Annotated in this window: 20 protein-coding genes; 15 read left to right on the forward strand and 5 right to left on the reverse strand. The window is 65.0% G+C overall.

Going from position 1 to position 21,842, the window contains the following annotated elements:
- The first annotated feature begins 185 nt into the window (after positions 1-185).
- Genes HZZ13_RS16930 through HZZ13_RS16940 form a run of 3 tightly spaced genes read left to right on the forward strand, consistent with a single transcriptional unit; the run spans position 186 to position 838 of the window.
- Positions 186-386: a hypothetical protein gene (locus HZZ13_RS16930; protein ID WP_197960706.1), complete on the forward strand. Its 201-nt coding sequence runs from the start codon at positions 186-188 to the stop codon at positions 384-386.
- Positions 387-419: 33 nt separating this feature from the next.
- The gene (locus HZZ13_RS16935) at positions 420-677 is read left to right on the forward strand and encodes a hypothetical protein (protein ID WP_197960680.1); all 258 of its coding nucleotides are present in this window, start codon (positions 420-422) and stop codon (positions 675-677) included.
- Entirely contained in the window at positions 674-838 is a 165-nt protein-coding gene (locus tag HZZ13_RS16940) for a hypothetical protein (protein ID WP_197960707.1), read from the forward strand. The genes HZZ13_RS16935 and HZZ13_RS16940 overlap by 4 nt, the downstream gene beginning before the upstream one ends.
- On the opposite strand, the gene HZZ13_RS16945 is transcribed toward HZZ13_RS16940, so the two are convergent.
- Positions 825-1,988, reverse strand: coding sequence for an acyl-CoA desaturase (locus HZZ13_RS16945; RefSeq protein ID WP_197960681.1), 1,164 nt, complete (start codon positions 1,986-1,988; stop codon positions 825-827). The two genes, HZZ13_RS16940 and HZZ13_RS16945, sit on opposite strands and share 14 nt — an antisense overlap.
- 316 nt (positions 1,989-2,304) lie before the next feature.
- Here HZZ13_RS16945 and HZZ13_RS16950 point away from each other — a divergent pair, with 316 nt between their 5' ends.
- A complete protein-coding gene (locus tag HZZ13_RS16950; protein ID WP_197960682.1) occupies positions 2,305-3,072 on the forward strand; it encodes a serine acetyltransferase domain-containing protein in 768 nt (255 codons plus the stop codon).
- Positions 3,073-3,082: 10 nt separating this feature from the next.
- Here HZZ13_RS16950 and HZZ13_RS16955 read toward each other — a convergent pair whose 3' ends face one another.
- Entirely contained in the window at positions 3,083-3,601 is a 519-nt protein-coding gene (locus tag HZZ13_RS16955) for a DUF2231 domain-containing protein (RefSeq protein WP_197960683.1), read from the reverse strand.
- Between the two features lie 415 nt (positions 3,602-4,016).
- Here HZZ13_RS16955 and tolQ point away from each other — a divergent pair, with 415 nt between their 5' ends.
- The 10 genes from tolQ to ftsH all read left to right on the forward strand — a co-directional run bounded on the left by tolQ (position 4,017) and on the right by ftsH (position 16,590).
- On the forward strand, positions 4,017-4,733 hold the full coding sequence (gene tolQ, locus HZZ13_RS16960; protein ID WP_197960702.1) for a protein TolQ: 717 nt from the start codon (positions 4,017-4,019) through the stop codon (positions 4,731-4,733).
- Between the two features lie 145 nt (positions 4,734-4,878).
- Positions 4,879-5,331: a protein TolR gene (tolR, locus tag HZZ13_RS16965; RefSeq protein WP_197960684.1), complete on the forward strand. Its 453-nt coding sequence runs from the start codon at positions 4,879-4,881 to the stop codon at positions 5,329-5,331.
- Positions 5,332-5,335: 4 nt separating this feature from the next.
- Positions 5,336-6,295: a cell envelope integrity protein TolA gene (gene tolA, locus HZZ13_RS16970; protein ID WP_197960685.1), complete on the forward strand. Its 960-nt coding sequence runs from the start codon at positions 5,336-5,338 to the stop codon at positions 6,293-6,295.
- Positions 6,296-6,336: 41 nt separating this feature from the next.
- Positions 6,337-7,683, forward strand: a complete 1,347-nt coding sequence (gene tolB / locus HZZ13_RS16975; RefSeq protein WP_197960703.1) for a Tol-Pal system beta propeller repeat protein TolB — start codon at positions 6,337-6,339, stop codon at positions 7,681-7,683.
- A gap of 257 nt (positions 7,684-7,940) precedes the next feature.
- Positions 7,941-10,277, forward strand: a complete 2,337-nt coding sequence (locus HZZ13_RS16980) for a putative bifunctional diguanylate cyclase/phosphodiesterase (protein WP_197960686.1) — start codon at positions 7,941-7,943, stop codon at positions 10,275-10,277.
- Positions 10,278-10,423: 146 nt separating this feature from the next.
- Entirely contained in the window at positions 10,424-11,167 is a 744-nt protein-coding gene (locus HZZ13_RS16985; RefSeq protein WP_197960687.1) for an N-acyl amino acid synthase FeeM domain-containing protein, read from the forward strand.
- Positions 11,168-11,428: 261 nt separating this feature from the next.
- Entirely contained in the window at positions 11,429-11,917 is a 489-nt protein-coding gene (gene pal / locus HZZ13_RS16990; protein ID WP_197960688.1) for a peptidoglycan-associated lipoprotein Pal, read from the forward strand.
- 225 nt (positions 11,918-12,142) lie between these two features.
- Positions 12,143-13,267 carry a tol-pal system protein YbgF gene (gene ybgF, locus HZZ13_RS16995; RefSeq protein ID WP_197960689.1) on the forward strand — a complete coding sequence of 375 codons (1,125 nt, stop codon included), beginning with the start codon at positions 12,143-12,145 and terminating at the stop codon, positions 13,265-13,267.
- Between the two features lie 66 nt (positions 13,268-13,333).
- Complete coding sequence (tilS, locus tag HZZ13_RS17000; protein ID WP_197960690.1) at positions 13,334-14,389, forward strand: tRNA lysidine(34) synthetase TilS; 1,056 nt, start codon at positions 13,334-13,336, stop codon at positions 14,387-14,389.
- 278 nt (positions 14,390-14,667) lie between these two features.
- Positions 14,668-16,590 (forward strand): ATP-dependent zinc metalloprotease FtsH, encoded by a 1,923-nt coding sequence (gene ftsH, locus HZZ13_RS17005; RefSeq protein WP_197960691.1) that lies wholly within the window; start codon positions 14,668-14,670, stop codon positions 16,588-16,590.
- Positions 16,591-17,040: 450 nt separating this feature from the next.
- Here the strand turns inward: ftsH and HZZ13_RS17010 are convergent, their stop codons facing one another.
- Positions 17,041-17,895 carry an alpha/beta fold hydrolase gene (locus HZZ13_RS17010; RefSeq protein WP_197960692.1) on the reverse strand — a complete coding sequence of 285 codons (855 nt, stop codon included), beginning with the start codon at positions 17,893-17,895 and terminating at the stop codon, positions 17,041-17,043.
- A gap of 225 nt (positions 17,896-18,120) precedes the next feature.
- Between HZZ13_RS17010 and HZZ13_RS17015 the strand changes: the two genes are divergently transcribed.
- Complete coding sequence (locus tag HZZ13_RS17015; protein WP_246504456.1) at positions 18,121-19,614, forward strand: hypothetical protein; 1,494 nt, start codon at positions 18,121-18,123, stop codon at positions 19,612-19,614.
- A gap of 8 nt (positions 19,615-19,622) precedes the next feature.
- Here HZZ13_RS17015 and HZZ13_RS17020 read toward each other — a convergent pair whose 3' ends face one another.
- Together HZZ13_RS17020 and HZZ13_RS17025 are read right to left on the reverse strand one after the other, a co-directional pair.
- Positions 19,623-20,306 (reverse strand): class I SAM-dependent methyltransferase, encoded by a 684-nt coding sequence (locus HZZ13_RS17020; RefSeq protein WP_197960693.1) that lies wholly within the window; start codon positions 20,304-20,306, stop codon positions 19,623-19,625.
- A 9-nt stretch (positions 20,307-20,315) separates the two neighbouring features.
- Positions 20,316-21,311 carry a glycosyltransferase family 2 protein gene (locus HZZ13_RS17025; protein WP_197960694.1) on the reverse strand — a complete coding sequence of 332 codons (996 nt, stop codon included), beginning with the start codon at positions 21,309-21,311 and terminating at the stop codon, positions 20,316-20,318.
- Positions 21,312-21,842: the final 531 nt, after the last annotated feature.

Here is a 21,842-nt window from a genome sequence, read left to right on the forward strand (position 1 = left end):
ACACCTCTCAAAGCCTTCAGGCGCATGCCCCCAAAGTCCTGATGGCCCCGAGCCGCCCGCCTGCGCAACCCGCAGGCGGGCGGTTTGGTTTTGGGAGACGAGAACCAACTGCCGACAATCCGACACCGAGACGTGCGCGCGCCATTTCAGTCCGCAGCGCTGCTCATGTCCGGATGAGCCGCATCATGGACTTCATCACCCGCCTGCTGCTTGGCATCACCGCCTTCGCGGTGCTGGGCTATACCGGCTTCGTCTATGGCGGCTGCGCAGCGGATCCCGACTGCCATTTCGCCTCTGTGCCGGCGGGCGCGTGCTCTGTGGCGTTGATCACGCATATGTGCAGGGTCGGTAGAACCGGATCCGCGCCTGGCCCGACCAAGCCCTGACAGCACACTTCCCGCGCGCCAACAGGGCCGAACATGACCAGCGCCGAACGCAAAGAGATCAGCCGGCGGCTCGCGCTTCTCGAGCGCGCATCTGTGCTGTTCGATCGCTTCGGCGTCTCGGTGCCGCTCGCGATCGCGTTCCTCAACCATTGGCCGACGGAGATCAAGTCCTACCAGGACCTCGTGACCACCAATGCCTGGAAAGTCTTTCTCAGCTGCGTCCTCTATCAGCTCGCCGCGTTCGCGCTGCGCCGCGCCGTCAAGTTTGCGACAGCGGATCTTGCCCCATGATCCCGCTTCGCGATTTCGCGCTCTATGTCCTGCCGGCCCTCGTGGCGGCGGGCGGCTGGCTTTATGCGCTCAGCCTGCGCAGGCGCGCGCAGTCGGGCCGGGCGCGCGAGGGGACGCGTCCCGGCGGCATCAGTGGCGCCGAAAAGTTCAGCGCACCGTGACGAGCTGCACGCGGACCGACGTCAAGAAGTGCTCGTAGGCGTGGTCCACGATCTCGTTAAGCGATCGCGTTCGCGCGAACATCGCCCTGGCCTCGGTGAGAAACTCGTCGCGGGTCGGGATCTTCGGCAGCTGCAGATGCGTCAGCGCGTCGACACCTTCATGCGCGCGATTGAGGATGTCGTGCAACGTCGGCAGTTGCAACTGGGCCAGGTCGGCCCTGTGCAGCGCCGACGAGATCGCGTGCGCCAGCGCGTGAGCGTCGAACCGTCCGGCAAGCTGGCGGGCCGCCCGATTGATGACCCGTGCGCCGAGCTGCTGCTCGTTGCGCAGCACCAGTTCGGGTGGCGCTTTCATGTTCCAGACGATGCCGAACCAGGACAGGACCTTCAGGACGCCATAGGTCATGTCGACTTCCCACCAGCGAAAGCCTTGTCGCACGCTGCTCTGGTAGGCGTGGTGATTGTTATGCCAGCCCTCTCCAAGGGTGAGTAACGCCAGCACCCAGTTGTTGCGGGAATCGTCGCCCGTCACGTAGCGCTTGCGGCCATGCACATGAGCGAGGGAGTTGATGCAGAAGGTCGCGTGATAGACCAGCACCGTGCTCCACAGGAAGCCGACGACCAGACCCGACCACCCCGTAGCCAGGAAGCAGAGCACTGCAAGCACAACGGCCGGCAGGAGCTCCAGCCGATGCAGCCACATCAGCTCCGGATAGACCGTGAGATCGCCGACTTTCACGAGGTCGGTCGCGTCGTGCTGCCGGTAGAAAATCCAGCCGACATGGCTGTACAGAAAGCCGCGTTGGCGCGGTGAGTGCACATCCAATTCGGTATCCGAATGGAGATGATGATGCCGATGTTTGGCCGCCCACCACAGAACGCTCTTCTGTGCGCTGCTCTGCGCGAGACAGGCCAGGATGAACTGAAACACCCGGCCGGTCGCAAAAGCCTTATGCGAGAAATAGCGGTGGTAGCCTGCTCCGATTCCAAACATGCGTACGATATAGAGTGCACCGCAGATCGCGACGGCCTCCCAGGTAATGCCTGACCAGACGGCCGCGAAGCAGCCGAGATGGACCAGCAGGAATGGCACGACGGAGGGGTACATGACGTCGTCATGGTGGTCGTCGGCGGGCGCGTTGGGCGACATGTCTTGGCGTGACCTTGGGTGAGGGGGATCGGGTATTCGCATCGGCCGCGCAGGACGCCGGTACGAAAAACCCGCGGCTGGCGGACCACCGCGGGGGAGGGGACTTGAGATGCTCTGCGTGTACATCTCGGGCCAACGCAGCGTCGGCCGAATAGCAAACGAACTATAGGGTGGCGGGTGTCTGGCATGCAAGCTCGTAGCCTCACGGGGAGCTGCGGCATGTCGCTTGGGGGGCACGCGTGCGCCGTAGCGCGGGGGCCACCCACGTCCTATATTCGGTACCTGAGTAGGACGCGCCAGAATACCGGAGGCGACAATGTCTGAGGCTGCGATCATGGCGAGCGACAGCCTTTGGCGGAAGCTTCGCAGCGAGGCTCAGCGCACGGCCAAGGCCGATCCTGTTTTCGGCAAGGCCGTTGCTGGCGCCGTTCTCGCCCATGATGATTTCGCCGCGGCCCTCGCCGATCTGATCGGGCAGCGGCTCGGCAGCAACGCCGCCGAACGCGCGCGCTTCACGTGCTTTGCTCGCGACGCGTTTGGCGGCGAGCCGGACCTGATCGAGGCCGCCAGCCGGGACCTCTTGGCCATCGCGCGCCGCGATCCCGTCGTCGCCGGCCTGCTGCCGCCGCTGCTGCATTACAAAGGGTACCTCGCGCTGCAAGCCTGGCGCGTCTCGAACTGGCTCTGGCGCCACCATCATCGCGACGCCGCGCTGCTGTTTCAGAACGAGGCCTCGAATCTGCTCCAGGTCAGCATTCATCCGGCAGCCAGCATCGGCTCCGCCGTCTATCTCGACCACGCCACCGGCATCGTGATCGGCGCCAACGTCGTCATCGGCGACGACGTCACCATTCTCCAGAGCGTCAGCATCGGTCGCAGCAGCGAATTGCCGGCGCGCTCGCCGCGCATCGGCCGCGGCGTCTTCATCGGCGCGGGCGCAAGCATCCTCGGCGATATCAGCATCGGCGATCTCGCCAAGATCGGCGCCGGCACCGTCGTGACGCGGGACATCCCCGCCGGCTGCACGGCGGTCGGCAATCCGGCGCGGCTGACCAACTGCCCCGAGGCGGCATCGGCCGCCTGAGGTTCCCGGCTTAGGCGGCGCGGCGGCGGCTTTCGCCGCCATGATGCGGGTTCACCGGCTCCGAGCTGGTCTGGCCCGGCGCATCCAGCACCGCGACGTGGTGGCGATAGACCATCTCCCAGCCCTTCCATCCCGTGAACAGGAGGATGCCGACCACGACCAGGGACAGCACGACGCCCCAGGGCTTGATCGCCGCCTCCGCGCCTTGGGCGTAGCGGATATAGAAATTGACCAGGGCCAGCACCACCGCCGTGAGATTGCCGACCATGTGGTACCAGGCATCATTCAGGCGGCGGATGCGCGGCTCGCTGAAGAAGTCGGTGAAGCCGGCCGCCGCGGCAACCAGCGCCATGACGATGCCGGCGCCGATCAGCCACATCGCGGCGCGTGCCCAGAAACCGTCGCCGGTTCCGATGAAGGCGAGATCGGCGATGGGGGCGCCGACCAGGAAGGCGACGGGGAAGGGGATCAGCATGGGGTGGAGCGGGTGATCGCCGACCGCGGCGGTCGTCTTGGGGTTGATTGACATGGCAGGACCTCGCTGAGAGTGATTTTCCGGACAATTTTTGGCGCGAGAGCAGGTTCCTCGGGCCGCACCCCTGGTCCGGGACCAGGCCATCTCCCTGCACTGCCTGGGTTTCCTGCAGCCAAATGCGCCGCCGGTAACCCCGCATTAACCAACGGCGGGCTCTGGTAAGGCGGGACAGGCGTGCCCGGAGCCCGACGTCAAGGCCCGGGGCAGAAGGCCCTTAGTTTTGACATCTTGGCGGGGAATGCAGGCGGCCGGCTTTGGATGAGCTATTGGACGAGCCCTGCACCCCAGAAAGACAAGGCTTTGAGCGGGCTTGCCCGCCGCGCGGGTCCAGCGCGGCTGTTGGGGAACACCGGCCGCGTTTGCTGGCCGAAGGACATCAGGTAACGATCGCCTTGAGAGGATACTATTTATGAATCCGGCCGAATTGGCTCAGTCAGCCCTTCCGGTTGCTGCCTCCGCCGACGTGTCGCTGATCGCGCTGTTCTGGCAGGCTCACTGGATCGTGAAGGCGGTGATGCTGGGGCTTCTGGCCTGCTCGGTCTGGGTCTGGGCGATCGCCATCGACAAGATCTTTCTTTACGCCCGCACCCGCCGCTCCATGGACCGTTTCGAGCAGGCGTTCTGGTCCGGCGAGTCGATCGAGGAGCTCTATCGCACGCTTTCGGCCAAGCCGACGCATTCGATGGCGGCCTGCTTCGTGGCGGCGATGCGCGAGTGGAAGCGCTCGTTCGAGAGCCATGCCCGCTCGGTTGCAGGCCTGCAGATGCGCATCGACAAGGTGATGAACGTCTCGATCGCGCGCGAGGTCGAGCGGCTGGAACGGCGCCTTTTGGTGCTCGCGACCGTCGGCTCCGCCGGCCCCTTCGTCGGCCTGTTCGGCACGGTCTGGGGCATCATGTCGAGCTTTCAGTCGATCGCGGCGTCGAAAAATACCTCTCTGGCGGTGGTCGCCCCCGGTATCGCTGAGGCGCTGTTTGCGACCGCCATCGGCCTTATCGCCGCCATTCCTGCCACTATTTTCTACAATAAGTTCACCTCCGAGGTGAACCGGCAGGCCCAGCGGCTCGAGGGCTTTGCTGATGAATTTTCAGCCATCTTGTCCCGTCAGATCGACGAGCGGGGCTGACGGACGGCATGTATGGAGCGTTTTCGAGCGAAGTGGATACCGGTTCGCGTAAAGAAAACGCGTCAAGGCAAGAATCTAGAGCCCCGTTCCGATTTCATCGGAACGGAATTGGCTCTACTGTGAAGGGCAATTTGGGCACGCGATCATGGCCATGAACGTTGCGAGTTCGTCCGGCGGCGGCGGGCGCCGCGGCCGGCGCAAGCCGGTCGTGGCCGAGATCAACGTCACGCCCATGGTCGACGTCATGCTGGTGCTGCTCATCATCTTCATGGTGTCGGCACCGATGTTGACGGTCGGCGTGCCGCTCGACCTGCCCCAGACCCAGGCCAAGAGCCTCGAAAACAACGACCAGAAGCCGATCCAGATGTCGGTCGACATCAAGGGCAAGGTGTTCATCAACGACGCCGAGATTGCGCTGAACGAGCTGATCCCGAAGCTGAAGGCGATCACCGAAGCGCGTGGCGGCCTCGAGGAGCGCATCTATCTGCGCGCCGACAAGAAGGCGGATTACGGCACCGTGGCCAAGGTGATGGGCCAGCTCTCGGGCGCCGGATTCAAGAAGCTGGCCCTCGTCACGGAAGCGGATCAGGGGTCTTGAGGCCGTGAAGGTGAACGTCGACAAGACACTCGTTGCGTCGATTGCCCTGCATGTCCTCGTGCTGGGATGGGGGCTCGTCACCTTCAGCAGCAAGGCCTATGTCGCGCCGGAGGAGTCGCTTCCGGTCGACATCATCACCACCGACCAGCTCGCCAGGATGATGGCGGGGCAGAAGACCGGCAAGAAGGAAGAGCCGAAGCCCAAGGTCGAGAAGATCGCGGAAGCCAAGCCCGAGGAAGACGCCGTCGGCAAGGTCACCGAGAAGAAAGAGCTGATCAAGACCAACTCCCAGCCGGAGCCGCCGCCGAAACCCGTCGAGAAGCCGGTGGAGAAAAAGCCCGAGCCGCCCAAACCCGTGGCCGAAGCCAAGCCGAAGGAAGAGCCGAAGCCGCAGGAGAAGAAGCCTGATCCGGCCAAGGAAGATCCGATCGCCGAGCTGCAGAAGAAGCTCGAAACCAAGAAGCCGCCGCCCAAGCCCGTGGAGCAGAAGGTCGCGGCGGTGCAGCCGCAGCAGCAGCCGAAGCCGAAGGAGCGCACCTTCGATCCCGCGCAGATCCAGCGCGACCTCGACAAGCGCGCCGCGACCCGGCACGAGCTCGCCGGCTCGACGCTGAACGCATCGGCCTCGCTGGGAGCGGCAACCGGGACGGCCGCCAACAACGTTGCGACCTGGCGCGGTGCATTCCAGGGCGCCGTCAAGCGCTGCTTCACCCCCACCTATAACGGGCAGGATGCCGATCAGTACGAGGCTGACATCGACATTCCCATGAAGATCGACGGTTCGCTCGCCTCCGAGCCGATCGTCGTCGCAGTGCGTGGACCGTCGCGGTCGATCGCACAGGCCGTGGCGGAGAGCGCCAAGCGTGCCATCGTGCAGTGCCAGGTCTATTCCTTCATGCCGAAGCAGCAGTACGAGAGCTGGAAGCTCATTCCGATGACTTTCGGCCTGAAAGATATGTTGTGACATCCGAACAAAAGAATTTTGCGATGAATGACGTCCGATCGATGAACCGCCGCCGCTTCATGACCCTGACCGGATCGACGCTCGCGATGCTCGGGAGTGGACGCGCCTTCGCTCAAGGGCAGGAGGGGCGCCTACGCATCGATCCCACGGCATTCCAGCCGATCCCGATCGCGATCACCAATTTCCTGCCGGGCTCGCCCTCCGACGGCGACGTAGGCAACGGCGTCACGCAGGTCATCACCAACAATCTGAAGCGTTCGGGCCTGTTCGCGCCGATCGATCAGGCCGCCTTCATCGAGCGCATCAGCAACATGGACGTCGCGCCGCAATTCCAGAACTGGAAGACCCTCAACGCGCAGGCCCTCGTCACCGGCCGCATGACGCGGCAGCCGGACGGCCGCCTCAAGGCCGAATTCCGTTTGTGGGACGTCATCTCCGGCCAGCAGCTCGCCGGCCAGCAATATTTCACCTCGCCGGAATATTGGCGCCGTATCGCCCACATCATCTCTGACCAGATCTACGAGCGCATGACCGGCGAGAAGGGTTATTTCGACAGCCGCGTCGTGTTCGTGGACGAGACCGGGCCGAAGGAGCGCCGCGTCAAGCGGCTCGCGATCATGGATCAGGACGGCGCCAATGTGCGCTATCTGACCCGCGGCTCCGACCTCGTGCTGACGCCGCGCTTCTCGCCGAACTCGCAAGAGATCACCTACATGGAGTTCGGCCAGGGCGATCCGAAGGTCTATCTCTACAATATCGAGACCGGCCAGCGCGAGATCGTCGGCAATTTCCCCGGCATGACCTTTGCGCCGCGCTTCTCGCCGGACGGCCAGCGCGTCATCATGAGCCTGCAGCAGGGCGGCAATTCCAACCTGTTCGTGATGGATCTGCGCTCGCGTTCGACCACGCGTCTCACCGACACGCCGGCGATCGACACCTCGCCGTCCTATTCGCCCGACGGCAGCCGCATCTGCTTCGAGTCCGATCGCGGCGGCAGGTCGCAGATCTACGTGATGAGTGCGGGCGGGGGACAGGCGCAGCGCATCTCCTTCTCCAAGGACGACACCAACGCCAGCTATTCGACGCCGGTGTGGTCGCCGAAGGGCGATTACATCGCCTTCACCCGGCAGGGTGGCGGCCAGTTTGCGATCGGCGTCATGAAGCCGGACGGCTCCGGCGAGCGGCTGCTCACCTCCGGCTTCCACAACGAAGGCCCGACCTTCTCGCCGAACGGCCGCGTGCTGATGTTCTTCCGCGATCCCGGCGGCAATGCCGGGCCGTCGCTGTACTCGGTCGACATCTCCGGCCGCAACGAATTGAAGGTGCCGACGCCGGGCTTTGCCTCGGACCCGGCATGGTCGCCGCTGTTGTCCTCGACGTCGGGCTGACGATATCGCAGCTGAAACATCGCGCGTTCAGACGCGCGATGTTTTCGAAAAAGCGCGCCGATTTTTCGAGGTTGTGTGCACAAGGCAATACTTCCTTCACCTTGTACTCGGCAGAGCTTGCCTACCTCTTTGATATCTAAGCGCAAATTGGTTCGCCGCGCCTGAAAAACAACTCGACCTTAAGGATGTTCCCTCAGAAAGGCTTCATCTCGACTGGGTAAGACTACGCCTCGAACAGGACGCGCGTACAAACCCATATGAAGCTTGCAAGCCAGAGCGGAGAGCCCGATCGAGGACAGGCCGCGCCGAAAGTTTCGGCCGCGCTGATCGATTCGCTGTTCGAAGCGCCTGGTCCACTGCTTGCAGGCATCGTCTTCGTGGCCATCGGGGCGGCCATTACGGCGCTGAGGACCGGACAGGTTCTGACCTGGGCAACGGTTGGGTTCATCATTCTGGCCGGCGCGATCCGCCTGTTCGATTTGCAGCGCTTCCTGCCGCGCAAGGCCAGCCTGACCCCCGAAGAAGCCGCGCTTTGGCAGAAGCGCTACCTGATCGGTGCATTGATCCAGGCAGCAGCGATCGGCGCGTGGTGCTCCCTGGCTCTGGTCAGCACTGACGACGCCGTCGTTCACATGATCGCCCTCTCCATCACCACTGGAATCGTGGGCGGAGGTGCGGGACGAGCTTACGGACGGCCATCGATATACCACCTGCAAGCTGCCCTGATGTTCGGTCCGGCAGTCCTTGCACTGGCTTGGCATGGCACGGCCTACTACATCGCGATGTCGGTCGTGAGCGCCGCGTTCCTGCTAGCCATCATGCAGCTCTCGGCCAATCTGCACAGAATATTCATGCGGGCGGTCGTGGCTCGCGAGCGCGAGGCGGCGCTCGCCGGCCAGTTCGACACCGCTCTGAACAACATGCCGCACGGCCTGTGCATGTTCCGCGTCGACAGGCAACTCGCGGTGATGAACCATCGGTTCAGCCGGATGCTGAACCTGCCCGAGGATCTCGTCCGCAATGGCGCGAGCGCTGCCGATATCATGGCCGCGTGCGTCAATTGCGGCTCCATTTCAGCTGCGAGCGGCGAGTTGATTCTGGCCGAGATCGAGAGTTCGCACGCGAGGGAGATTGTCACCGACGATCCTGACGTGGAGAGAAACCGGTCATTGTCCTGGACGGTGCAGCCGATGGCTGACGGCGGTGCAGTCGTGCTGCTCGAAGACATTACCGAGCGGCGCAATGCCGAGGCCAAGATCACCCATCTCGCCCGCTACGACGAGCTGACGGCGCTCCCGAATCGCGTGCATTTCCGCAACGAGATCGAGCGGCTGCTGGCGGCCTCGCGCTATGCCGATCGCCTGTCGGCTCTCCTGTTCATCGATCTCGACGAGTTCAAGCAGGTCAATGACACGCTCGGACATCCCTGCGGCGACCAGCTCCTCTGCGCGGTCGCCAATCGCCTGCGCGAGATGCTGCGGCCCGAGGATTTCGTGGCGCGTTTCGGTGGCGACGAATTCGTCGTGTTCCAGCAGAATCTCGCCTCGCCCGAGGACGCAGCGAGCCTTGCCCGCCGCATCGTCGAGCGACTGAGCGAGCGCTACCGCATCGACAACCATCTGGTCGAGATCGGCGCCAGCGTCGGCATCGCGCTGACCTCGCCGGAGGGGGCCAGCGCCGATACGCTGCTCAAGAACGCCGACATGGCGCTGTACCGCGCCAAGGCCGATGGGCGCGGAACCTATTGCTTCTTCCGCGACGAGATGGCGGCGATCGTCGAGGCGCGCCGCACGCTCGAGCTCGACCTGCGCAAGGCGCTCGCCAACGAGGAGTTCGAGCTGTTCTACCAGCCGCTGGTCAATCTGAAGTCCGGCAAGATCACCGCCTGTGAGGCGCTGCTGCGCTGGAACCATCCGGTGCGCGGCACGGTGTCGCCGATCGATATCATCCCCGTTGCCGAGGACATGGGCCTGATCGTCGATCTCGGCCGCTGGATCCTGCGCCGTGCCTGCATGGAATGCATGAAGTGGCCGGAGGGTGTCAGCGTCGCCGTCAATTTCTCGCCGCAACAATTCCACCAGCGCGACGTCCTGAGCGAAATCCGCTACGCGCTCGAAGTGTCGGGCCTGCCGGCGCATCGTCTGGAGATCGAGATCACCGAGTCGTCTTTGCTGCGCAATACCCAGCTCACCCACGACATCCTGTCGCAATTGCACGCGCTCGGCGTGCGCATCTCGCTCGACGATTTCGGCACCGGCTATTCCAGCCTCAGCTACCTGCACAATTTCCCGATGCAGAAGGTGAAGATCGATCGCTCGTTCCTCGAAGGCATCGATGCCGACCGGCCGCTGACGCTGCTGCGCGGCGTGGCGCGACTGTCCGCGGACCTCGGCATGTCCGTCGTGGTGGAAGGGATCGAGACCAACGAGCAGCTCGAGCTGATCAGCGCCGACGGCACGGTCACTGAAGGGCAGGGCTATCTGTTCAGCCGGCCCGTCCCCGCAGTACGAGTCCGCCAATTGCTCAACGCCTCGTACGGCCGTCGCATGCCCGACGACCAGGTCGTCGCGATTTCCTCGCGGTCATTCGCCTAGCTTCACCCGTTCGGTGCCTTCGCGCACCCCGGATTCTTGCGGGCCTGATCCTTAACCCTAATGATTCTAAGCCTTTGCAATTTTATTAAGGAGTCATTAATCTTCGACGGCGCTCGCAGAAGTTGCTGGAGTGGCGGGAGTATCAGATGAAGTCACGAGCCGAGCCGCGAGCGCCGCTCGAAATGCGTGGGGCAGGGCTGTTTGAGCGCGTCGACTATCGCCTGGTCGAGACTGCCGAGGAGCGAGATGCGATTTACGCGATGCGCTACCGGGCCTATCTGCATGGCGGATTGATCTCGCCGTCGGCGTCTCAGCGGATCGTCGACACTTACGATGACGCGCCCAACGCCTGGATCTTCGGAATATATCTCGACGGAGAACTCTGCAGCTCTCTTCGCCTCCACGTTCTGACGTCGGAGCGGCGGATGTCCTACACGACGGAGCTGTTCGGTGACGTCGTTCATCCTCGGCTCGATCGGGGCCAAGTCTTGGTCGATCCGGCGCGCTTTGCCGCGGATCCCGACAAGAGCCAGCGGTTTCATGAACTGCCCTATCTGACGTTGCGTCTGGCCTATCTGGCCTGCGATCATTTCAATGCCGATCTCGGACTTGCGATGGTGCGTACCGATCACCAGGCGTTCTATCGCCGCGTCTTTCTTCATGAGACCCTTACCGAGCCGCGTCCGTTTCCCGGCTGGCATTCGCGGAAGGTGGTCTTGATGGCTTCCGATTTCGCAAAGCTCCGGGATCGGGTCTTGACGCGCTTTCCCATCATGCGCTCGAGCGCCTTTGAGCGCAGGATGCTGTTCAATCGTGCCGGTGAGCCCCTGTCCCGACAGGTATTCGCTTCGGCACCGTTGAGTCCTGATCCGGCGGTCACCGTGGCCTGACGGGCGAGCGGTCTCGTCGGTAGGCGGCCGCGATCGGCAGGGCTCAAGATTTCAGCAAAGTCGGCGTTTTTGCCCGCTGGAGCGGCTTGCCTTCACCCTCGCGCCACATTTACAACCCATTAACCATGCCGGTTGCTTTTCGCTGGTTGGGGGCATTTGACCGGCTGTGGCAAGGTTCCGTCAAGGTTGACGGAACGTTCGCTTAACCAACCCCCTGTAGACCGGACAGCAGTGGACTAACGTGAGCGTGGAGGCTCCGGAATGAGACATCCTATGCGTATCCTCCAGGGATTGAAGCTGGTCGCGGTGCTCGCCGTCGCACTGTCGATGGGCGCCTGCGCCAACAAGAATGCTGCGACGGATGCGATGGCCAATGCGGCGACGCCGGGCAGCCAGCAGGACTTCGTCGTCAACGTCGGCGACCGCGTGTTCTTCGAAAGCGACCAGACCGATCTGACCCCGCAGGCGATCGTGACCCTGGAGAAGCAGGCGCAGTGGCTGCAGACCTATCCGCGCTACTCCTTCACCATCGAAGGTCACGCCGATGAGCGCGGCACCCGCGAATACAACATCGCGCTCGGCGCCCGCCGTGCCCAGTCGGTGCGTTCGTTCCTCGCCTCGCGCGGCATCGACCCGAATCGCATGCGCACGATCTCCTACGGCAAGGAACGGCCGGTCGCCGTCTGTAATGACATCTCCTGCTGGTCGCAGAACCGCCGCGCCGTCACTGTCCTGAACGCGAGCTCCTGACGATCGATCAGGTCCCTGACCATCAGTCAGGTCCCTGGCGTCAGTCAGGCCCCGTTCAGCTTTGCAATTGGATGATGCCGGCGCCCTCTCGGGCGCCGGTTTCGTTTCCGCATTCTGTGACTGAAAACCCCTTGGTATCAGTCACATTTTTGGCGTACTCCACTTCAATGTGTGGCGCGTCGAGGGTTCCGTCGCAGGCCATTTCGCTTTCGTCGTCAGGGCAAGATGTTATCCAGATTTAAGGTTTTTACCGGCACCGTGGCGACCGCCGCGCTGCTCTCTTTGTGCTCGCCCGCACTTGCGCAATCCGGTTTCGGGCAATCGGATGATGTCGACCCGGAAATCCGGATCGAGCGGCTGGAGAACCGGCTGCGCCAGCTCACCGGCCAGAACGAGGAGCTGCAATATCGCAACCGCCAGCTCGAGGAGCGCCTGCGCGCGCTCGAGGGCGGCGCGCAAGCCGCGCCCGGGCAGGCACCCAACGTCGCGGCGATGCCGCCCGCGCAGATCGCACCGAGCCAGATTGCCCCAGGTCAGGTTGCCCCAGGTCAGGTTGCACCAAGTCAGGTTGCCCCAAATCAGGTCGCGCCCGGCTATCGCCAGCCGCCGCAACAGCAAGCCGCGCAGCCTGCTTACGAGCAGCCGCAGATCGCCGCGCCCGCGCCGATCGTTCAGGAGCAGCCGGCGCCCGGCGCACCCGGCACGCGCCGCCGCGGCGATGCCTTCGACCCGAACCAGAACCCGAATGCGCCCGGTGCGCCGCGTGCGCTCGGCGGCGGGCAGCAACCGATGCCGGCGGTCACGCCTGGCGGCGGCCGCAATGCGGGCGAGCCGCTCGATCTCGCCAACACCACCCCCCGCTACCAGCAAGGTGTGCCGCCGGCCGCGCAGCCCGGCTATCCGCCGGCACAATCGGGTTATCCCGCACCGGCCGGTGGCGCTGGTTTGGCCACCCTGCCGCCGTCGGCGACGCCGCGCGACGAGTTCGATCTCGGCATCGGCTACATGCAGCGCAAGGACTACGCGCTCGCCGAGCAGACCATGAAGAACTTCACGCAGAAATTTCCGAGCGACCCGCTGGTCGGCGACGCGCAGTACTGGCTCGGCGAGAGCTATTTCCAGCGCCAGCAATATCGCGATTCCGCCGAAGCCTTCCTCGCCGTCACCACCAAATACGAGAAATCGGCCAAGGCCCCGGATGCGCTGCTGCGGCTCGGCCAGTCGCTCGCCGCGCTGAAGGAGAAGGAGGCCGCCTGCGCCGCCTTCGGCGAGATCGGCCGCAAATATCCCCGCGCCTCGGCGAGCGTCAAAGCCGCGGTCGATCGCGAGCAGAAGCGGGTGAAGTGCTGATCCGCTGACAAAGCGGATGGCGTTGCGCTAAACACTCGGTCCATTCCCGCGGACGATTGCAGCGTCATGTCAGACGACGACAATTCACCGATCTCGGCGCGCGAGGCGAGGCGGCTCTTCGCGGGCCTGAGAGATGCGCCGGCCCTGGTGCTCGCGGTCTCCGGCGGGCCCGACTCGGTTGCGCTGATGTGGCTCGCGGCGCGCTGGCAGCGCAGCCTTGCGCGCGGCCCGCAACTCACTGTCGTCACCGTCGATCACGGCCTGCGCCCGGAGGCCGCGAGCGAGGCGCGCGAGGTCAAGCGGCTCGCCGCCGCGCTCGGATTGCCGCACCGGACCCTGCGCTGGCGCGGCGCAAAGCCGAAGACGGGGTTGCCTGCCGCCGCGCGCGAGGCCCGGTATCGGCTGCTCGCGCAGGCCGCACGTGCCGCCGGCGCGAGCCATGTGCTGACGGCTCATACCCGCGATGACCAGGCCGAGACCCTGTTGATGCGCCTGTTCCGCGGCAGCGGACTTGCCGGGCTCGCGGCCATGGCTCCTTTCACCGAGCGCGACGGAATCGTGCTGGCGCGTCCGTTGCTCGATGTTCCGAAATCGCAGCTGATCGCGACCTTGCGGCGGGCGAGGATCGGCTTTGCCGAGGACCCAACCAACCGGGACACCGCCTTCACCCGGCCGCGGCTGCGCGCGCTGCTGCCGCTCCTCGCGGCCGAGGGCGGCGACGCCAGAAATCTGGCGCGGCTCGCGGCAAGGCTGGCGCGGGCCAATGCGGCGGTCGAGGTGCTCGCCGACGGCGCCGAGCGCTTCCTCCGCCTGCGGGATCGCGGCGATGCGCCGCAGGCGGGCGTCCGCAGCTTCGAGGCCTCGGCCTTTGCCGCCCTGCCGGAGGAGGTGCGGCTGCGGCTCTTGCTGCGGGCCATCAACGCGCTCGGCCATGAAGGGCCGGCGGAACTCGGCAAGGTCGAAACCCTGATGTCCATGCTTGATCGGGCGATCGCCAGCCCCCTCGCAGCCGCAGATGGCCGGCCGGTCCTGAAGCAGACCCTCGCGGGAGCCTTGATCAGCCTCGCCGGTGGGCGTATCCAGATCGCGCCGGCGCCGGCCCGGCGGCGCAAGGGCAGATGAGCGCGAAGAGAGCGGATCATGACACCGGTCAATTCGCGTCCGCGCCGTCAGGCCACCTTAACCAGGCAGGAAAAACCCCGGTCTGGGCGCCATGATTTCAGCGGGAATCGCGGTAAGATGGGATAAATAGTCCCATCTCGTTCCCTTGGCAGCGACCGGGGCGGCACCTAAATTGTATGCGTCTAACGATGAGGATTCCTTGGGGATTTCCTCGCATTGACGGAAAGTAACGACCCAAGGATCAGGGCCGCGATCCGCGCGACCACGAAGGAAGATCGATGAACGCCAATCTGCGCAATTTCGCCCTCTGGGTCATCATTGTTTTGCTGCTGTTGGCGTTGTTCACGCTCTTCCAGAATCCGGGTCAGCGGGCCTCCTCGCAGGACATCGCCTTCTCGCAGCTCTTGAGCGAAGTTGACCGCGGCAATGTGCGCGACGTCGTGATCCAGGGGCCGGACATCCACGGCACCTTCACCAACGGCTCCAGCTTCCAGACTTATGCGCCGAACGACCCGACGCTGGTGAAGCGCCTCTATGACAGCAAGGTGCAGATCACCGCCAAGCCGCCCGGCGACAACGTGCCGTGGTTCGTCTCGCTGCTGGTCTCCTGGCTGCCCTTCATCGCGCTGATCGGCGTCTGGATCTTCCTGTCGCGGCAGATGCAGGGCGGCGCCGGCAAGGCGATGGGCTTCGGCAAGTCGCGGGCCAAGATGCTGACGGAGGCCCATGGCCGCGTCACCTTCGAGGACGTCGCCGGCGTCGACGAAGCCAAGCAGGACCTGCAGGAGATCGTCGAATTCCTGCGTGACCCCGGCAAGTTCCAGCGCCTCGGCGGCCGCATTCCGCGCGGCGTGCTGCTGGTCGGCCCTCCCGGCACCGGTAAGACCCTGATCGCGCGCGCGGTCGCGGGCGAAGCCAACGTGCCGTTCTTCACCATCTCCGGTTCTGACTTCGTCGAGATGTTCGTCGGCGTCGGCGCGTCCCGAGTCCGCGACATGTTCGAGCAGGCCAAGAAGAACGCGCCCTGCATCATCTTCATCGACGAAATCGACGCCGTCGGTCGTCACCGTGGCGCCGGCCTCGGCGGCGGCAATGACGAGCGCGAGCAGACGCTGAACCAGCTGCTGGTCGAGATGGACGGCTTCGAGGCCAACGAGGGCGTGATCCTGATCGCCGCGACCAACCGCCCCGACGTGCTCGATCCCGCGCTGCTGCGTCCGGGCCGCTTCGACCGCCAGGTCGTGGTGCCGAATCCCGACGTCGTCGGCCGCGAGCAGATCCTGAAGGTTCACGTCCGCAAGGTGCCGCTGGCCCCCGATATCAACCTCAAGACCATCGCGCGCGGCACCCCGGGCTTCTCCGGCGCCGACCTGATGAACCTCGTCAACGAGGCTGCGCTGACCGCCGCCCGCCGCAACAAGCGCATGGTGACGCAGGCCGAGTTCGAGGAGGCCAAGGACAAGGTGATGATGGGCGCCGAGCGCAAGTCGCTCGTCATGACCGAGGAAGAGAAGCTGCTGACGGCCTATCACGAGGGCGGCCACGCCATCGTCGGCCTCAACGTGCCCGCGACCGATCCGATCCACAAGGCGACCATCATCCCGCGCGGCCGTGCGCTCGGCATGGTGATGCAGCTGCCGGAGCGCGACAAGCTGTCGATGTCGCTGGAGCAGATGACCTCGCGCCTTGCCATCATGATGGGCGGCCGCGTCGCCGAAGAGCTGATCTTCGGCCGCGAGAAGGTGACCTCGGGCGCGGCCTCCGACATCGAGCAGGCCACGCGCCTTGCCCGCATGATGGTGACGCGCTGGGGCCTGTCGGAAGAGCTCGGCACCGTCTCCTATGGCGAGAACCAGGACGAGGTCTTCCTCGGCATGTCGGTGTCGCGCACGCAGAACGCCTCCGAAGCCACCGTCCAGAAGATCGATTCCGAGATCAAGCGCCTGGTCGAGGAAGGCTACAAGGAAGCGACCCGCATCCTCACCGAGAAGCGCGTCGATCTCGAGACGCTGGCCAAGGGCCTGCTCGAGTTCGAGACGCTGACCGGCGAGGAGATCGTCGACCTTCTCAAGGGCAAGAAGCCCAACCGCGAGTCCGTGCTCGAGCCGACCACCCCGCGCGCCTCCGCCGTGCCCCCGGCCGGCAAGCCGCGCCCGCGTCCCGATCCGGATCCCGGCCTCGAGCCGCAGCCGCAGGCCTGATCGAGCAGCAGATGACATCGAAAAACGCGGCGGAAACGCCGCGTTTTTTCTTGGCTTGAACTCACCTGGTGCCCCGGACGCAGCGCAGCGTCCCTTCGACGGTGCGCTGCAGAGCCGGGGCCCATGTTTCGGTATCGAACCGTGTCGCCTTCTGGGTCCCGGCTCTGCGCGGCAACGCCAAGAGCGTTGCGGCGCGTTCGGGACACGAGAGTGACGCACGCCGCAGCCACAAACTCCGTCATTGCGAGCGCAGCGAAGCAATCCAGGCTGCCTCCGCGGAAGACCATGGATTGCTTCGCTGCGCTCGCAATGATGTGGATGCAGTTCGCGCAATAGTTTGGCACCGGCTTCGTCGGGTGGGCAAAGGCGCCCTTGCGCCATGCCCACCATCTCTCGGCTGTCGCGACAGAAGTGGTGGGCACGCTGTCGCTTTGCCGACTCTACGATATCTCACTTCGGCGTCGCATCCGGCCGCCGCAGAAACCGCAGCACATCCTGACTGAACTGCTCCGGGTCCTGCAGGAACGAGAAGTGGCTGACCTCCGGCTGGATCAAGAGGCCGGCGCCCGGAATGTTCGCGGCCATGAACTCGGTGTTCTCGCGCTTGATCGCCTCGTCGTGATCGCCATCCACGATCCAGGTCGGCACCTTGATCGCCGCGAGATCTGACGCCGTCCATTTCGGCTGGCTCTCCCACATCTTGGTGATCTCGTCGACGAAGCTCTTGTACTGCGTCGGCGTCGGCGACAGACGCTTGTACTCTTCGCCCGCCCGCGCGATGTAGGCGTTGAAGACCTCGCTCGAGGCGATGTCCGCAACGCCCGACGGATCCGAGTTCGCCGCGAAGGCGAACAGCCTGCTCACCCGCTCCGGATGCTTCATTGCAACGTCGAGACCGATGATCGCACCGTCGCTCCAGCCGACGATCGCCGCCTTCCTGATCTTGAGATGGTCGAGCAGGGCGACCACGTCCGAGGCCATCAGATCGTAGCCATAGGGCTCCTGGTTGCGGCTGCTGCGGCCATGACCGCGGCTCTCCATGACGATGACCTGATAGTGCCGTTGCAGCGCGCGGACCTGGTGGCCCCAGTAGTTGGCGTTGGCCAGGCCGCCATGCAGCAACAGGACGGGCTGGCCGCGGCCGAACACGGCGTACCAGACCTTGACGCCGTTGACGGGGGCAAGGCCGCTCTGTGCCGCCTTGGGCAAGGTTGGCGTTGGCGGCAGGCTCAGCCATTGCGCTGCGTGCGCCGTCGTAACCGAGACCGTGATGAGAAGTGCGATGAAGAAATTGCGAAGCAGCATGACACCTTCCTGGTCGGCCATCGGATGATACCGCATGACTGAACGGGCGCGTCAGCTCCCAAGACGGGCCGCACCGAGAAGTGAACGCAGCCTGCGATCACGCCGGCGACAACCCAAACCGAGATGGGCATCTGAAGGCGCATGCGCCGGACCTGTTCAGCTGGGTTTCGATACGGCTTCGACCCGCTCGAGATCATCCGGAGCCGCCGCCCTGTCTTGGGGCAAATGCGCGAAACCCTAAAGAAGAACTTAACGCTTGCGGCCTATTTTGGCCGCATGACTGATCAGGTCGTCCACAGCGCGGTTCAACCGTTTTCGGCGCGTGCAGCGCTCCCTTGGGCGGTGGGGCTGTTGCTCTATGCCGCGCTGCTGGCGATCGGGCCGCGGCTGCTCGGGGATCCCGACAGCTATTCCCACATCGAGGTCGGGCGCTGGATCATCGCGCATGGCACCCTGCCGACGACCGACCCGTTTTCGTTCTCGAAGCACGGCGCGCCCTGGATCACCTTCGAATGGTTGTCCGAGGTCATCTATGCCGCCGTCTACGCGCTGGCCGGCTGGCCGGGCGTCGTCGCCATCGCCGCTGCGGCGATAGCGCTCGCCTTTGGCCTGCTCACGTTCTTCCTGCTGCGGGAGCTTTCGCCGGCCCTGACGTTGCTGATGGTTATCGCGGCCATCGTCCTGCTGGCGCCGCACATGCTGGCGCGGCCCCATGTTCTCGTGCTGCCGCTGATGGTGACCTGGGCGGCTGCGCTGGTTCGCTGCATGGATCGCGGCACGCCTCCGCCATATTGGGCCCTGCCGCTGCTGGTGCTGTGGACCAATCTGCACGGCAGCGTGGTGCTGGCGCTCGGGCTGATCGGCCCGGCGGTGCTCGAGGCGCTGCTGCGCGAGCAGCGAAGCCAATGGCCACGCGTGCTGCTGCGATGGCTGCCGTTCTCGGCGCTTGCGCTGGCGGCGTCCTGCCTGACGCCGCACGGCCCGGAACCGCTGCTGATGCCGCTGACCACGCTCGGCCTCGGCTCCGCGCTCGCCTGGATCGCGGAATGGCGGCCGCAGGATTTCAGCCGCATCAGTGGCTTCGAGCTGCTGCTGCTGGGGAGCATCTTCGCGCTCTCGCGCGGCGTGACGCTGCCGGTCGTGCGGACCCTCGTGGTGATCGGCCTGCTCCATTTCGCGCTGGCGCAGATGCGCAATGCGGATCTGCTGGCCATGCTGGCGCCGCTCTATCTCGCGGCCCCGCTGGGCCGCACGTTCGGCGGGCCGAGCGAAGGCGAGGTCGACGGCTCCTCCCGCGGCTTGCATCTCGCCGCATTCGGTGTCCTGGCCGCGATCAGCGGACTGGCGCTGGCACGCGACATCCGGCCGGCGCCGATCATCACGCCCGAGGCCGCCATCGCCCGGGCTGGCCTCGCCAAAGCGGAGCGCGTGCTCAACGATTATTCCTTCGGCGGCTATCTGATCTTTGCCGGCATTCCCACCTTCATCGATGGTCGCGGCGAGCTCTACGGCGGGCCGTTCATCGACCGCTACAACCGTGCGCTGGCGCTGGTCGACCTCGGAGATCTTCTCAAGCTGCTCGACGAATACAGGATCGGCGCGACGCTGCTTGCGCCTGGCACACCGGCCGTTGCGTTGCTCGACCGGCTGCCGGAGTGGCAGCGTGTCTACGGCGATGATGTGGCGGTCGTGCACAAGCGGCGGGCGGCGCCGCAATAATTCAAAATTCAAGCGGTGCCGAACGCGGCGTATTGGCCGCCGAGCCACACACCGCTCAGCGCCTTTTCGAGATGCCGCGCCGGTTTGGTGGCCCAGGGCAGCAGCAGGAAGTGCCGCGCGCCGATCTCGCGCAGGCCGCCAGCCGCCATCAACTTCCGGGCCGTGCCGGCACCGAGCAACACGGCGTCCCGGTCGAACTCGCAGCGCGCAACGGCCAGGCGCGTCAGCGGATTGTACGGGTTGTGCTCGATCACGCAGACGAGCCCGCCGGGGCGCGTCACGCGCCGCATCTCGGCGATGAACTGCGCCCATTCGGCCGGTACGATATGGTGCATCACGCAGATGGCGGTGACCAGGTCGAAGCTGGCGTCGGCGTGCGGAAACCTGCGGCCGTCATACTCCCGGTAGTCGACCGCAGCGTTGTGCGCGCGCGCCTGCGTCAGGCTGGCGGACGAGACGTCGATGCCGCTCAGGCGTCCGACCATGCCGTACAGCAGCGGGTGAAGACTGCCGACGCCGCAGCCGACGTCCAGCATGTCGGGCCTCTCCGCGTCCAGCCGCTCTGCGATCAGGTCGCGCAGCAGATCGGCCTTCGCGCGCATGAAGAAATCGTGCGGCAGACCCGAGAAGTCGATCGAGGATTGCACCACCTCGCGGTAATTGTCGTGGTAGCCGTCGAAGAGTTCAGTCATGCGCTTAAGTCACTCATTGACGGCGTGGATCGCTTGTGTCGCTGCGGTCTCGCCGCGATCGAAGCCGATGCGTGCCTGCACCACGTAGAGCGGGCGGCGTTTCACCTCGGCATGGATGCGACCGACATAAAGTCCGACGATGCCGGTCATCAGCATGTTGATGCCGCACAGCAGCGACACGACGACGATCGTCGAGGACCAGCCGGTGACGAGATGGCTGTCCTTGCTGAGCCACAACACGACCACCCAGCCGCCGTAGAGCAGCGCAAGTCCGGAGACCGTCAGTCCGCACCAGATGGCGAGCCGCAACGGCAGATCGGAAAAGCCGAGCGCGGCGTTCACCGCGAGGCGGACCATCTTGAACAGCGGGTATTTGGTTTCGCCCGCGGCGCGCTCCAGGCGGTGGAAGGCGACCTCGGCCTGGCGGAAGCCGAGCCAGGCGATCATGCCGCGCACGAAGCGATCCTGTTCCGGCATCTGCTTGAGCGCGTCGAGCACCTTGCGATCGATCAGGCGGAAGTCGCCGACATCGGCGGGGATGCCGACGGAGGACATCCTGCCGAGCAGCCGGTAGAACAGATGCGCGGTCGCGCGCTTGAAGCGGCTTTCGCCCTCGCGCGACAGGCGGCGGGCGTGAACGATATCGTTGCCGTCCTTCCACTTCGCGATCAATTGCTCGATCACTTCGGGCGGATCCTGCAAGTCGGCATCCATGACGATGATGGCGTCGCCTTGCGCGGCGTCCATGCCGGCGGTGATGGCGATCTGATGGCCGAAATTGCGCGACAGGCCGATGTAGCGAAAGCGTGTGTCGCGAACGGCGAGCGCACGCAGCACGATGGCGCTGGAATCGCTGCTGCCGTCGTCGACGAAGATCGCTTCCGCCGGCCCGTCGAGCTTGGACATGACCTGGTCGAGCCGGCGCAACAGCACCGGCAGCACGGCCTCCTCGTTGAACACGGGGATGACGAGGCTGTAGCGGATCGATCTGGAATTGGCCGCCATGCGAAGGAGTCCGGCTGGTTGTCAGGGGCGGAAGTCTATGACCAGTTGGTTAAGGTCGCCTTGCCGCAACCGTTAAGGGTCTACGACCCGCGATATTGAGGAGGAAACCGCTGGGCTATCGGGCATTTGAGAGCTATTCGCCCTGCGGCCATCCTTCGAGACGCCCGCTTGGGCGGGCTCCTCAGGATGAGGATCGAGTGCGTGGCTGGAGTTTCAAAGGGCGCTGACGTCGATTAGCCTCATCCTTGTATGGGGAGTGAGTTGTCAAGAGAGCATTGTTTGTTGGCGGCGGTCTTGGGCGCCGAGGCGAGGCACGGTCAAGACTGGCCGCAGGCCACCGCCGGAGGCGGCGCGTTAGCGGCCTTGACCGCGACGAGCTCGGCGCCACAATGGAGCGTTCGCAACATGCGCATCGGCGCTGGCAGGCGGGACGTGATGCGAGGCCTGGGCCGTGAACGACAATGCGGCAGGACCGCATCACCTTGTATCCGGTCGGGCACGCGGCCCGGTACCCTGATCTTTCATGCACGG

The sequence above is a fragment of the Bradyrhizobium agreste genome (genome assembly GCF_016031625.1).
Classification (GTDB): Bacteria; Pseudomonadota; Alphaproteobacteria; order Rhizobiales; family Xanthobacteraceae; genus Bradyrhizobium; species Bradyrhizobium agreste.

Coding starts and splice junctions, on each gene's coding strand:
- HZZ13_RS16930 (WP_197960706.1), top strand. CDS start 186: ATGGACTTCATCACCCGCCTGCTGCTTGGCATCACCGCCTTCGCGGTG.
- HZZ13_RS16935 (WP_197960680.1), top strand. CDS start 420: ATGACCAGCGCCGAACGCAAAGAGATCAGCCGGCGGCTCGCGCTTCTC.
- HZZ13_RS16940 (WP_197960707.1), top strand. CDS start 674: ATGATCCCGCTTCGCGATTTCGCGCTCTATGTCCTGCCGGCCCTCGTG.
- HZZ13_RS16945 (WP_197960681.1), bottom strand. CDS start 1,988: ATGTCGCCCAACGCGCCCGCCGACGACCACCATGACGACGTCATGTAC.
- HZZ13_RS16950 (WP_197960682.1), top strand. CDS start 2,305: ATGTCTGAGGCTGCGATCATGGCGAGCGACAGCCTTTGGCGGAAGCTT.
- HZZ13_RS16955 (WP_197960683.1), bottom strand. CDS start 3,601: ATGTCAATCAACCCCAAGACGACCGCCGCGGTCGGCGATCACCCGCTC.
- tolQ (WP_197960702.1), top strand. CDS start 4,017: ATGAATCCGGCCGAATTGGCTCAGTCAGCCCTTCCGGTTGCTGCCTCC.
- tolR (WP_197960684.1), top strand. CDS start 4,879: ATGGCCATGAACGTTGCGAGTTCGTCCGGCGGCGGCGGGCGCCGCGGC.
- tolB (WP_197960703.1), top strand. CDS start 6,337: ATGAACCGCCGCCGCTTCATGACCCTGACCGGATCGACGCTCGCGATG.
- HZZ13_RS16980 (WP_197960686.1), top strand. CDS start 7,941: ATGAAGCTTGCAAGCCAGAGCGGAGAGCCCGATCGAGGACAGGCCGCG.
- HZZ13_RS16985 (WP_197960687.1), top strand. CDS start 10,424: ATGAAGTCACGAGCCGAGCCGCGAGCGCCGCTCGAAATGCGTGGGGCA.
- pal (WP_197960688.1), top strand. CDS start 11,429: ATGAGACATCCTATGCGTATCCTCCAGGGATTGAAGCTGGTCGCGGTG.
- ybgF (WP_197960689.1), top strand. CDS start 12,143: ATGTTATCCAGATTTAAGGTTTTTACCGGCACCGTGGCGACCGCCGCG.
- tilS (WP_197960690.1), top strand. CDS start 13,334: ATGTCAGACGACGACAATTCACCGATCTCGGCGCGCGAGGCGAGGCGG.
- ftsH (WP_197960691.1), top strand. CDS start 14,668: ATGAACGCCAATCTGCGCAATTTCGCCCTCTGGGTCATCATTGTTTTG.
- HZZ13_RS17010 (WP_197960692.1), bottom strand. CDS start 17,895: ATGCTGCTTCGCAATTTCTTCATCGCACTTCTCATCACGGTCTCGGTT.
- HZZ13_RS17015 (WP_246504456.1), top strand. CDS start 18,121: ATGCGCGAAACCCTAAAGAAGAACTTAACGCTTGCGGCCTATTTTGGC.
- HZZ13_RS17020 (WP_197960693.1), bottom strand. CDS start 20,306: ATGACTGAACTCTTCGACGGCTACCACGACAATTACCGCGAGGTGGTG.
- HZZ13_RS17025 (WP_197960694.1), bottom strand. CDS start 21,311: ATGGCGGCCAATTCCAGATCGATCCGCTACAGCCTCGTCATCCCCGTG.